The sequence below is a fragment of the Acidithiobacillus ferriphilus genome (genome assembly GCF_018854775.1).
GTDB classification, from domain to species: Bacteria; Pseudomonadota; Gammaproteobacteria; order Acidithiobacillales; family Acidithiobacillaceae; genus Acidithiobacillus; species Acidithiobacillus ferriphilus.
In genome coordinates this window covers 1-12177 of sequence record NZ_JAAZTY010000010.1, presented here as the reverse complement: position 1 = coordinate 12177, position 12177 = coordinate 1, and the positions used below count along the sequence as shown (strand labels likewise).

General features: G+C 54.7%; 14 protein-coding genes, 1 tRNA gene and 1 pseudogene. 12 read left to right on the top strand and 4 right to left on the bottom strand.

The window, feature by feature from the left end; translation table 11 throughout:
• The 4 genes from HF921_RS00730 to HF921_RS00715 form a co-directional block, all read left to right on the top strand.
• On the top strand, nt 1-209 hold a 209-nt coding region (locus HF921_RS00730; RefSeq protein WP_215861712.1), incomplete at its 5' end, for a chorismate lyase.
• Complete coding sequence (ubiA, locus tag HF921_RS00725) at nt 209-1111, top strand: 4-hydroxybenzoate octaprenyltransferase (RefSeq protein WP_064218713.1); 903 nt, start codon at nt 209-211, stop codon at nt 1109-1111. The genes HF921_RS00730 and ubiA, both read left to right, overlap by 1 nt.
• Before the next feature lie 267 nt (nt 1112-1378).
• A complete protein-coding gene (locus HF921_RS00720; protein WP_064218714.1) occupies nt 1379-3541 on the top strand; it encodes a primosomal protein N' in 2163 nt (720 codons plus the stop codon).
• Between the two features lie 103 nt (nt 3542-3644).
• Nucleotides 3645-3848, top strand: a complete 204-nt coding sequence (locus tag HF921_RS00715) for a cold-shock protein (RefSeq protein ID WP_009564993.1) — start codon at nt 3645-3647, stop codon at nt 3846-3848.
• A 99-nt stretch (nt 3849-3947) separates the two neighbouring features.
• Here the strand turns inward: HF921_RS00715 and HF921_RS00710 are convergent, their stop codons facing one another.
• Nucleotides 3948-5777, bottom strand: a complete 1830-nt coding sequence (locus tag HF921_RS00710) for a DEAD/DEAH box helicase (protein WP_215893110.1) — start codon at nt 5775-5777, stop codon at nt 3948-3950.
• Between the two features lie 274 nt (nt 5778-6051).
• On the opposite strand from HF921_RS00710, the gene HF921_RS00705 reads away from it, so the two are divergent.
• From HF921_RS00705 to HF921_RS00675, 8 genes are all read left to right on the top strand, one after another.
• Nucleotides 6052-7059 carry a sodium:calcium antiporter gene (locus HF921_RS00705; protein WP_215893109.1) on the top strand — a complete coding sequence of 336 codons (1008 nt, stop codon included), beginning with the start codon at nt 6052-6054 and terminating at the stop codon, nt 7057-7059.
• Between the two features lie 56 nt (nt 7060-7115).
• A tRNA-Arg gene (locus HF921_RS00700) sits at nt 7116-7191 on the top strand.
• A gap of 254 nt (nt 7192-7445) precedes the next feature.
• Entirely contained in the window at nt 7446-7661 is a 216-nt protein-coding gene (locus HF921_RS13245; RefSeq protein ID WP_226834243.1) for a site-specific integrase, read from the top strand.
• A gap of 6 nt (nt 7662-7667) precedes the next feature.
• Entirely contained in the window at nt 7668-8021 is a 354-nt protein-coding gene (locus HF921_RS13240) for a site-specific integrase (protein ID WP_319025463.1), read from the top strand.
• 4 nt (nt 8022-8025) lie between these two features.
• Nucleotides 8026-8511, top strand: coding sequence for a hypothetical protein (locus HF921_RS00690; RefSeq protein WP_215893108.1), 486 nt, complete (start codon nt 8026-8028; stop codon nt 8509-8511).
• A gap of 23 nt (nt 8512-8534) precedes the next feature.
• Nucleotides 8535-8906 (top strand): hypothetical protein, encoded by a 372-nt coding sequence (locus HF921_RS00685; protein ID WP_215879638.1) that lies wholly within the window; start codon nt 8535-8537, stop codon nt 8904-8906.
• A 59-nt stretch (nt 8907-8965) separates the two neighbouring features.
• The gene (locus HF921_RS00680) at nt 8966-9958 is read left to right on the top strand and encodes a restriction endonuclease (RefSeq protein ID WP_215893107.1); all 993 of its coding nucleotides are present in this window, start codon (nt 8966-8968) and stop codon (nt 9956-9958) included.
• A 21-nt stretch (nt 9959-9979) separates the two neighbouring features.
• Nucleotides 9980-10435 (top strand): hypothetical protein, encoded by a 456-nt coding sequence (locus HF921_RS00675; protein ID WP_215893106.1) that lies wholly within the window; start codon nt 9980-9982, stop codon nt 10433-10435.
• A gap of 35 nt (nt 10436-10470) precedes the next feature.
• On the opposite strand, the pseudogene HF921_RS00670 reads toward HF921_RS00675, so the two are convergent.
• The 3 genes and pseudogenes from HF921_RS00670 to HF921_RS00660 all read right to left on the bottom strand — a co-directional run.
• A pseudogene (locus tag HF921_RS00670) lies at nt 10471-10878 on the bottom strand (transposase); the annotation flags it as partial.
• Nucleotides 10879-11302: 424 nt separating this feature from the next.
• Nucleotides 11303-11824: a restriction endonuclease gene (locus HF921_RS00665; protein ID WP_215893105.1), complete on the bottom strand. Its 522-nt coding sequence runs from the start codon at nt 11822-11824 to the stop codon at nt 11303-11305.
• Nucleotides 11821-11994: a hypothetical protein gene (locus HF921_RS00660; protein WP_215893104.1), complete on the bottom strand. Its 174-nt coding sequence runs from the start codon at nt 11992-11994 to the stop codon at nt 11821-11823. Before HF921_RS00660 ends, HF921_RS00665 begins: the two co-directional genes overlap by 4 nt.
• Between the last annotated feature and the right edge of the window lie 183 nt (nt 11995-12177).

Below are 12177 nucleotides of genomic sequence, written 5' to 3'. Positions count from 1 at the left end.
CCCGCCATGGCACGCGCCCCATCGGCAATACTCTATTCCGTCATCGCCGTTTGCGGCGCTCCCCGATTCAAGCCGAGAGCCAGCCCCGATTCGGCCGCCGCCGCTGCTGGCAGCGGCGGTCGGTATTGCGTCGCGGTGACACGGGTGTCCTGGTGGAAGAACATTTCCTGCCGGGCCTGCCACGCTGGGCTGGTCGAGGACGACGCTGATGCAAGCGACTCCCGCGCCGCTCCGTCAACGCCTACGCGCCTATGCGACTCTGATGCGCATGGATCGCCCCATTGGCACCCTGCTCCTGCTCTGGCCCACATACTGGGGACTCTGGCTAGCCGCCAGGGGCACTCCGTCACTCGGTCTCTTCCTGATTTTCACCGCCGGCACTTGGCTGATGCGCTCGGCGGGTTGTGTGATCAATGATTACTTTGACCGAGATTTCGACCGGCAGGTCGCCCGCACCTGTCAGCGCCCCCTGGCGACAGGCCTGATCACCTCGCGGGCAGCACTACGCCTGTTCGTCATCCTGTGCCTGCTGGCCGTACTCCTCTTGCCCTTTCTCAATCGGCTGACCATATGGTTAGCAGGCGGCGCAGCGTTCATCACTGTTACATATCCGTTATTCAAACGCTTCACCCATCTCCCGCAAGCCTATCTGGGCATCGCTTTTTCCTTTGGTATACCGATGGCTTTTGCCGCGACCCTCGGGCGAGTGCCGGCACTCGCCTGGTGGCTGATGCTGGCCAATGCCTGCTGGGTCGTCGCTTATGACACGGCCTACGCCATGGCCGACCGTCCGGACGATCTCAAGGCCGGAATCAAATCGACAGCCATTCTTTTTGGACGCTTCGACCGTTACGCCATTGCCGGTCTGCAAGCCATCATGCTCATCATTTTTTTCGGGATCGGCATCACGCTGGGCATGCATTGGCCTTATTGGATCGCCTTGGCAGGTGCCGCCATTCTCGCAGCCTACGAGCAGTCTCTGCTTGGCGGCGACCGGGATCAGGCGCTTCACGCTTTTCTGCACAATAACTGGATTGGTCTGCTGCTCTTCTGGGGGATTGTCGCGGGCTTAGCCCCGAGCGGCACATCTATAATACCGGGAGCCCTATGAAGACTGGCCATTTTTGGGTCATCCATGCCTGCCCGAAGCACTTTGAAAACAATCATTGACAAACTTATACACAATCCACTCATATACAGAGACAAGCTTGGCTAATTCCACAGCGTCATTGGTGTCAATTATTAACACACTGTTTTTTATTGACTTTTATTTTGCACCTTTTTTAGGCACCTACCCTAACGCGTTGAAGAACAGGGGGTCTGAGACTTTTCAAGATGTTCATGCACAGACTTATCCACAGAAGCTGTGGGCAACTTCATGAGCGATGAAACAAGCTGCATTCAAGTAGCCGTCATGGTACCGCTCCGCCGCGTCTTTTCTTACGCCCTGCCGGCAGAGGGCCATCTACAGCCGGGCATGCGAGTGCGGGTACCTTTCGGCAAAGGCAAGCGCGTAGGTATTGTTCTCGGCTATGCCAGTTGCCCACCCGACGTCACGCTCAAGGCTATTGAACAGGTCCTGGACGCGCATCCCATTTTACCCATTGCCTTGCAACAATTGATTCACTTCGGAGCGGCATACTACCATCATCCGCTCGGTGATGCCTGGGCTACTGCCCTGCCGACCTTGCTGCGCCAAGGCCGATCGCTGCCAAAACCTACTCCCTGGGGTTACCGCCTCAGTGCTACCGAAGCACAGACGGCACCACGCCAGCCTGGAAAATTGCAGCAAGCGCTCCGGGAATTGCTTGTCATCACGGGTGTTGTGCCCGAAGCAGAGATTCCCAAAGAACTACGCCACATTTTACGGCAGGCCATCCGAAAGGGCTGGATAGAAGCGGTGGCGGAAGTCACCTTACCTAAACAAGGGGTACCCTCTCCACACCGTCTGAATGCGGAACAAGAAAGCGCCGTGACGCAATTACGCATGGCCAAAGGCTTTAAGGCATGGTTACTGGAGGGGGTGACTGGCAGCGGTAAAACGGAAGTGTATCTGGAAGCAATCCGACCGCATCTGGAATCCGGAGCACAGGCCCTCATCCTGGTTCCAGAGATCGGTCTCACCCCCCAACTTGTAGAACGTTGCCAAGCGCGTTTTGGCGAGCATCGCGTAGCCGCCCTGCACTCTGCACAAGGCGACGGCGAGCGTTTGCGCATCTGGGCAGCGGCAGCGGCGGGACAGATCCAGGTCATCATTGGCACCCGCTCGGCACTTTTCGTGCCCCTGCCCCGTCTTGCCATGATTATTGTCGATGAAGAGCATGACCCCTCCTTTAAGCAGCAGAATGGCTGGCATTATTCGGCACGGGATCTGGCGATTCAGCGCGCGCGTCTGGAAAATATTCCCATTGTCCTCGGCTCTGCCACGCCCTCTCTGGAAAGCCTCTACAACGCGCAAAAGGGCCGTTATCAGCACCTAGAACTACGCCAACGCGCCACTTCAGCCGATCTACCGAAGATGACGATCCTACCACTGCGCCGCGAAAATCTGCAGGGTGGCATTTCCTCTACCCTGTTAACGGCGTGTAAGGAAACCCTGGAGGCAGGCAATCAGGTATTACTGTTCCTGAATCGTCGGGGCTACGCTCCAGCGGTACTCTGCCACGATTGCGGCCATGTGGTGCAGTGCCCTCGTTGCAGCGCGCCCATGACCTGGCATCGCCAACAGGAACGTCTTCGCTGTCATCATTGCAGTCACGAGTCGCGCTGGCCACCGGCCTGCCCCGTCTGCCGCAGTGCGGTACTGATTACCGTCGGCCAAGGCACTGAGCAACTGGAGGAGGTACTTCGCCAGCGCTTCCCTCAGACCCCCATTTGGCGCATCGACCGCGATGCGTTGCATGGTCGTGATGCCCTCGCTACAGCGGTCTCCGACATTCACCGGAATCGTGCCGCCATCCTCGTGGGTACCCAAATGCTGGCTAAGGGACATCACTTCCCGGCCGTCACCCTGGTCGGCATTATCAATACCGACCAGGGTTTGTTCAGCGCTGATTTTCGCGCTCCTGAACGATTGTTGCAGACCGTTCTGCAGGTCGCCGGCCGCGCCGGCCGCGAAGAGCGGCCTGGCCGGGTAATACTACAGACCCATCTGCCTGAACATCCTTTACTGCAAAGCCTCGCTCAGGGCGACTACCGTCCTCCGGCACAGGCTCTTCTGGATGAGCGCCGGGCTGCGGGGCTACCGCCCTTTGGAGCCCTCACCCTGCTACGTGCCGAGGCGCACCAACGATGCCGGGTAGACGAATTCCTGAAGGCCGCCGGCCAATGTGCACCGCCCGCCCTGGTGGAGATCAGTGGTCCGACGCCGTCGCTCATGGAGCGGCGTGCCGGTTTCGAGCGTGCGGAGCTTTGGATACAAGCACCAGGCCGGGCCCAAATGCAGAAAGCGCTTAAACTCTGGCTACCACAGTTTGCCGAGCTTCACTCCGCCAAAAATGTGCGCTGGACGCTTGATGTGGATCCTTTACTGATCACCTGAATGCTTAACGGTATTGGTCAGACACCAAACTTGCATTGACCTGCAGATATGCTATCCTCGGCGACGGCCAGTTGGGCCAGCTTTGATTAATTTGGGGTGTAAAATGGCGGTCGGCACAGTGAAGTGGTTCAATGACAGCAAGGGGTTTGGGTTCATTACGCCGGAAGATGGCAAGGAAGATGTGTTCGTACATCACTCCGCTATTGAAGGTACGGGGTTCAAGACCCTGGCCGAAGGCGAGCGCGTCAATTTTGAAGTGACTCGTGGTCCGAAGGGTTTGCAGGCCGAGAAGGTCCGCCGGGCTTAATTAAGCTCAACGGGTGGCTCTCTCAGCCATCCGTTCCCCCTGCGGGGAAAAGTAATTTACCGGTTTAGCTTTCGCAATTCCGGTTTCTTTTTTGTTCAGCTATCGCGCGGGCTTCTTCCGCTTTACTGGCCCAGCGCCACGCTCCTTGGGTTTGTACTCACTTTTTGTCGGCCTGGCGGAGAGTATCTTGCGCGGCTTCGCAGGGGCAGCACGACCCAGTGGCGCGCCCGCATCGGTCGGGGCGATCTGCAAAGGCCGCCCCGAGACCCAGACCTTTTGCAAATGCTGCAAAACTGACGCTTGTATATCCGCAGGAAGCTCAACAGTGGTATGCTCGGTGCCAATCTGTACCTTGCGGATATTGCGGCTGGGTATCCCAGCCTCATTGGCGATCGCGCCGACAATGTTTTTGACTTGCGCACCATGGCTTTCACCCACATCCAGACGGAAGCGGCGCATCGGCACATCCTCCCCCCCTCTCGAGGGGGCGCCACCGCCGCGCGGCGGACGTGCACTGCCACCACCCCGTTCATCTTCAGAGCGGCGACGCGATGACGGCGGTCGGCCGGAACTCCCGGCGTCGCTGCGCATTGGCTTTGATACCGGAGCCTCGACAGGAACCAGTGGGCGCTCTTTCTGCACCATATAAGCCAGTGCCGCAGCGATTTCTCCCAAACCTACGTCCTTTTCCTGCTGATAATCCGCAATGAGGGACTCAAAAACCGCAAGATCCTGACTATTCAGTACTTCTGACAATTGATCCTTGAACTGGCTCATCCGTCGACCCGCAACATCTTCTATGCTGGGCAGATGCATGGCTGTAATCGTCTGCCCCGTCGCCCGCTCGATGGCGTGCAGCAGATGGCGTTCGCGCGGCGCGACAAAGAGAATTGCATCCCCGGCACGTCCGGCACGTCCAGTACGACCAATACGGTGAACATAGGCCTCGGTGTCATTCGGAATGTCATAATTGATCACATGGGTGATCCGTTCAACGTCCAAACCACGGGCCGCCACATCGGTCGCAACAACAATATCCAGCGTCCCCGCCTTCAGGCGCTCAATGGTCTGTTCGCGCAACGCCTGACTGAGATCGCCATTGAGGGCGCCACAGGCATAGCCGCGTGCCTCCAGGCGCTCCGCCAACTCTACCGTCGCCGTTTTTGTACGCACAAAAATCAGCCAGGCATTACTCTCCTCTACTTCCAAGATACGGGTAAGGGCATCCAGCTTGTGGGTACCGCTGACCTGCCAATAACGCTGGCGAATGGCGGCCACCGTAGTCGTCGCCGATTTAACACGGATTTCCAGGGGGTCGCGCAAATAGGTTTTGGCGATGCGGCGGATGGCATCCGGCATAGTCGCGGAGAAGAGTGCCACCTGCCGACTATCGGGCGTGTGTTTGAGGATATCCTCCACCGCGTCAATGAAGCCCATGCGCAACATTTCGTCGGCCTCATCCAGCACCACGGCCCGCAACTGATCCAGACGCAGGGTTTTACGACGCAGATGATCCTGAATGCGTCCGGGTGTACCCACTACCACTTGCACACCACGCTGCAGCTGCTTGAGTTGCAGGCTCATGGACTGTCCGCCATAGATGGGCAACACATGGAATCCGGGGAGAAACTTGGCGTAGCTCTGCATCGCCTCAGCCACTTGAATAGCGAGCTCACGGGTGGGCGCCAGCACCAGCAACTGCGGCACGCGCAAGCTGAGATCAACACGGCTTAACAGCGGCAGCGCAAACGCAGCGGTTTTGCCGGTACCGGTCTGCGCCAGCCCGATAACGTCGTGCCCCGCCAGCAGCGGCGGGATGCTCTGCGCCTGAATGGGCGATGGTTGTTCGTAGCCGATCTCTGCCACCGCTTTCTGGATCGGTTCAGCGAGGGCGAAATCAGTAAAGCGCAGATCGGATTCTTGAGACATGAGAGCACACCTGAACAACGAAGAGAATTCAGCGTCCACACTATACGCTAGTTGTGCGCAACTTGCAGCGTTTTCTTCACTCCATCAAAAGACGTCACAAACTCATTCAGCGTCCGGCGCCACCTGCAACCGCTTCTGGATAGCCGCATCGGCATGCGGCTATCCAGAAGCGACCCAAAGAAGATACCACCCGGCTTGTTACGCAAGCGCATTCGGCCACTGAACGCATTCTACTGCGCCTTGTGAGGTGCGGAGTCTATGACATAATACACTCATGAATATTCTCTTGCTGATCGCCGCACTCATCATCATCCTCGCCGGCGCCGAGGCTTTTACCAACGCGCTGGAGCACCTGGGCGACCGTCTGGGTATTTCCGAGGGCGTTACCGGTTCCATTTTCGCGGCGGTGGGCACGGCGCTTCCCGAAGCTATGGTGCCTGTTGTTGCGGTTTTCGCTGCGACCAGCGGGCAACCGGCACACCTGGGGGAAGAGGTGGGGGTGGGCGCCATTCTGGGCGCCCCCATGATGCTGTCCACACTGACGTTGTTCATGATGGCGCTGTTTGTGTCGCCACAACGCGGCTGGCGCGGAGCGTTAAATCCGGAACCTACGGGCTTGCGTCGCGATCTTGGCTGGTTTCTGTCTGCCTTTGGCCTGTCCGCCGTTGCCCTCTTTGTGCCCCACCACATTACTCTGGCGCGTATTGGCATCGGCCTGATGCTGGTCACATTGTATTTTCTGTATGTGATGGTGACCCTGCGTGCCTCGGCGGCGCTGGTCGCCGAGGGGCACGGCACCGAAGCAGGGCATGCCTTGTACTTGAGCAAGACCGGCCTGCCCACGAAGATGTCGGTCATCTTGATCCAGCTTGCCATAGGGCTAGGCATGATTGTTTTCGGTGCCAACCTCTTTGTCGATGGGATCGAGGGGCTCTCGCACTGGCTCCGCATTTCTGCACTGATCCTGTCTTTGCTGGTGGTGCCCATCGCCACGGAGTTGCCGGAAAAAATCAACAGCATCCTCTGGATTCGCCGCGGCAAGGATACGCTGGCTTTTGGCAACATCACCGGGGCGCTGGTCTTTCAGGGAAGTCTGCTGCCCGCTATTGGGGTACTGTTAACCCCCTGGTCGCCCTCCCCCCCCGTTCTGCTGGGCGCAGGACTCACGCTGCTGGCCGGGGGATACACTTATCTTCTGGTGCGCCGCGGCGTCACCCTGCGGCCCTATCATTTTCTTTTCAATGGGGCGTGTTATGGGGCTTACTTCTTCGCCCTTACCTGACCGCCCGAAAAGGTACTCGCCGCACGGTGGTGCCTTTTGCTAGAATGTGAGCCGTAGCCCCGGTAGCTCAGTGGATAGAGCAACCGCCTCCTAAGCGGTAGGTCGCGCGTTCGATTCGCGCTCGGGGCACCAATAAATCAATATCATGCAAACGATTCATGGCAAATCTTTTTGGTCGATTGGATTTACGCTGCAAATATGCTGCACCGAGACTTCGGCTTCATTGCAGCGAGAGTGCGGCATGGCAACCATAAATTCACGGGAAGACCAAGACGGCATCTCAGACGGTGCGACATGAAATCGCCCTCCTCTCCCGCGTCATTACTCATGCTATAAAAGAATGGGGCATCCCGCTCGCACATGGAAATCCGTGCCTGCAAATCAAAATGCCGGCACAATCCGATGCGCGGGATCGCCGTCTAGTGGATAACGAAGAGGAAAGGCTGTTGTCCGCATCCGGCGATGCCCGCAACCCGTGGCTGCGCCCCGTAGTCGTCTTCGCCATCGAAACGGTCATGCGGGCGGGAGAAATTCTGGAAAGTTACGGTACGGCGGATACGGAAACAGGAATCCGTCCCCAAAAAACGCTGGGCCTACAATGATCAGACGTGGATCTGAAAAAGCGCACGGCGCACCTGCCCAAGACGAAGAATGGTGAGGCCCGCACGATGCCTTTGTCCAGCCGTGCCGTGGCCACTTTGGAAAACCTGCCGCGCAATCTGGACGGGCGGGTGTTTGGGACAACATACGAAGGTATTCACCAAGCTTTTGTGCGCGCCTGCCGCCGCGCTGGCATCGCGGATCTCCGTTTCCATGACCTCCGCCACGAGGCCACTTCACGACTCTTTGAAAAAGGCTTCAACCCCATGGAAGTCAGCGCCATCACGGGACACAAGACATTGCAGATGTTGAAACGGTACACTCATCTCAGGGCGGAGGATTTGGCAAAGAGGATGGGGTGATCTTATGCGCATTTACGGCTTATTTTGTTCAGTATTATTGCTGGTAAGCGGTGTAGCATTCGGGCAAGTTTTTCAGGCCAAGAAACTGGCCGAAAAGATGGACGCGTTTGGAATCGTTATCCCGCGTACACATACCTATATTAGAGATTGTGCCCCGTCATTTTTGGCGGGCGGAGTACAGGCTTGTACAGTTCATAACGCTGGCCCTTACTTTATTCAGCTTGCCGTACCGAACCAAACTTTGGCACAACTGAAAATACAACTGGTCGTCGGGCATGGCTACGGTCCTCACTCCTTCAGGCGGTATGGTGGCCCTGCACTGCTTGCTTTCTTGATGGCCGTGACCGACTCGCAGAAGGGCGGATTGTATCTTTTTCAAACTCTTTCAAAACACATTGCCGCGACAACTGCTCAGTGGAAAGGCGTCCGTGTTTCCCAATCGGTCAAGCCCCATGCCTACCTGTGGAAAGCAGTAAACATCCAAGATTAAGTCTACCAGAAAGGTGGAGGGAAATGGATAATAGTAAAGACATGGCAGATGTCAAACACATAGAAACCTACAAATCCCTGATATATTTATCAGCAGAAGGGTACAAGGCCCTACTGTTACTCAATGGAGGTGGCGCATTAGCAGTTTTGACATTTATCGGCGCGCATATGGGGCAGATAAATCGATGGGTGGTACTTCCGATGGCCTGTTTTCTTTCGGGACTCGTTTCTATCGCGGTTGTATACTTTTTAGCATACAAGGTACAATTTAATATTTATCATGGACAAAACCCAGACATGACCTTCGTTAAAGCACGGAATTGGGCAGTTTATAGTTTAGTCCTTTTTTCTTTTGGTTGTATGTTCGGCACGATCTGGCTCTTAATTACGTCCTGATTGTTTCATGTACCGACAGGGTCACGAGCTGCTATCTGTCTATTCTTAGAGGAGATGTTATGTGGCCGTTTGATGATTTGTATGATAAGGCAGAAACATGGTTTTTTTACTGGAAACAATATGTTGAAAATGATGAGGAAGCTTTAATGTTGGGGCAACCAGCAGGAGGCTGGAGACTAGGTGAAGAATTGTGGCAGGTGTATACATATAGATATTTCAAGGTAATAGACTTTGCCATAAATGGCGTAAAAGGCAAGATTTATGACGATATTGTGCCTGTGATAAATGAGCATGTAGAGAGCCTTAATGAGCAGCACCGAATGCTTTGCAAAAAAGATAGGTATGGGATAGTAGACAATTCCAAATGGTTAGAAGAAAGGGAATATTTTTTTACGAATGTCATCCTTCCTTTGTTTGTTACTGCACAAGCAGAAATCAAGGACTTTCTCAGGGAAAGTATATTTGAAATAAAAGATGACAAACTATTCCCTTCAAATGCTTCAGCAAAAATTAGGAAACACAAAATTATTCCAATCATAAACGCGTACTTTGGCGCATGGTTCAACGAAAATATCGATGCAATATTTGAGGTTCATGTAATAGAGCCATGCGTGGCATATCTAACAGGGCTTATAGACAACACAATCACTGACCCTAAATTAAACGATCAGAAAAAGACGGATGATGTGCTCGATTCCTCAAAAATCTCCCCATACGACTATGAAGAGCTTTGCGCAAATATTCTAAACGAAAATGGTTGGGTGGCCCAAGCTACAAAAAAGAGTGGTGACCAAGGCGCTGATGTATATGCTGAGAAAAATGGAATTTCGGTTGTGCTCCAATGCAAACTAACCAACTTGACCGTTGGCAATAAAGCAGTTCAGGAAATCATAAGTGGGCAAAAGTTTATGTCTGCAGATTTTGCCGCCGTTGTTACGCCAGCAAAATACACGCCCGGAGCGCAAGACATTGCACGAGCCGCAAAAGTGCTTTTACTTCATCATGAAGATCTACCTCACCTGGAGTCCTTGTGCAAGAGGATCGTATCTTAAGACATTGATTGGAGATCGACCATGTGTAAGTTCGCATTAGAAGGTTCTGGTGATTTACTTGATGTTATTTTTAAAAATTTAATAAATATAAAGGATTGGTTCTACCGAAATATTAGCAATACTAATTACTATTTATTCACCAAGCGCCCGCGTCGTAAGAAATTATATATTAACGCGTTCAATCTTACAGGATTGCAGCGCTGCGTTATGCTATGGATACTAAAAAGCCCAACCAAAACAGTTGGCCCATCTATTTCTTATGCAGCAAATAGGGATATTCTTGACTGCTTTATATCATTAGAGAGCAAAAATTTAATCTGTCTAGATCATAGCGATGAAATAAGCGGAACATGGACTCGTTTATCAATATTCTTCAGGTATGAAGAATCGGACCCAGGTATCATTGGTAAAGCATTAAGCAGCGTGAATGCCACAGATGATTGCACAACGGTATTCGATAGGCTCACTGAAATGTGAGGGTGTCCTGAATTTTGTGTAAACGGCGTTTTCATTTAACGTTGTGGCATCCGGTCATCGAACTGGATGATAAAGCGGTTTAGGGCGGCTTTCCAATCCCGGATCGGCATGGTCCACTTCTGGCTGATGTTCTGCAGGGCCAAATAAAACCATTTCAATAAGGCGTCATCACTCGGGAAAGCGCCCCGATTCTTGGTAATCTTGCGCAGGCTCATGTTGACGGACTCGATGGCGTTGGTAGTGTAGATCACCTTGCGGATTTCCGGTGGGTAGTCGAAAAAGGGAATGAGGCGTGCCCAGTTCCGCCGCCAGGACTGCACGATGGGCGGATAGGCCTCGCCCCATTTCTCAGCGAATGCAGCGAACTGAGCTTCGGCTTCCGCGACCGTGGCCGCCGAGTAGATGGCCCGCAAATCGGTCGCGGTAGGGACAGTAGTTACCCACTGCCCCCCGCACAGATCCGTACGAGCGGAATTACCGCATACGGCTCCTACCTCAGGTCATGACGCGAAACCTTTGCGATGGGTAGGGATGAGCCAGTTTTACGGGAGGAAGGTATCGCTTCACTATCGGGCCAAAACGCCGCCAAGGGGGTGTAAGAATTTTTTCGTAAATGATCATTTGGCAGGATACCGCCGTCCTGCGCAATTATGATATTTCATAACCATTTGATTTAATTGGTCGGGGCGAGAGGATTTGAACCTCCGACCACCTGAACCCCATATTTGCGGGCAAACTCTATGCAACACAATGTTTTATAAGATTTTATCGTGCATTTCGGCAAGGGCAAAAGCTGCAAAACGCATCATTTTGAATCAATACGTTACAGCCTAGTTTACCGAAACGCTTCAGTGTTCCAACCCCATGTTACTTGCCGACCCACCTCACCAAATCGACTGGCGACAGAATCACTACCCCCTGCGGCGTGTTGTCCAAAGCCGCTCTCGTCATCCTCCCGGTATGGATGAAGAACCCCCGCGTCAAGCCCTCCCTCCTCAAGTCCCTGGCGAAGCGTGTGATCATCGACAACGGCACGTCGCCCTTATACCGCTTGCACTGGACGCCGCACCAAACGCCATCGGCGTACACCCTGCCATCGAGGCCTCCGTCTCCGGTGTAGCTGTGATTCCTCACGACCGTCCATCCCCGGCGCTGAAAAGCGTCCAGAACCAGTTCCTCGAACACCCAGGGATCGATCTTGCGCAGGTAAGCGACGCGCCTTGCGACCGTCTCCCGATCATCCGCGCCTTTAATTGATAAAATCCGCACAGTCGTCCATCTGGCCCGCATCCTGCGGTGTCCGTGCCGCCTCTTCGCCCAGGACAGAAACCGGCTGTGAATGCTCAACCAGAGCGCCATAGCGTCCTTCAGAAAAACCTTCGCGCTCATTGCCCGCCCCTCCCGCCGGCTTCCGCCGCCGACAAGTCGGCCATGCCCTGGCACCCCGCCCCGGCGGGGGCGGAAGCGCACAGGGCGATCTGAGCGGGGAGAATCACTAAGGCGCATCCGTCGAGCCGAAACATGCGATCAACACCCATGACAACACGACGAATCGCCACGCCTTCATGCCGTTCACCAATTCCAAGACACGCTGGCGCCGCCCTGGATCTCTCCCCCTTCCGGGTTGCCCGAGAACGTGCCGACGGCGTTGATCTGCCGCGAGAGGCGGGCGCGGTAGGAGATTGCCAGCTCCTCGCCGCCGTTGGGCATGTATCCCACGCCTATCGCCACGCTCTGCGATC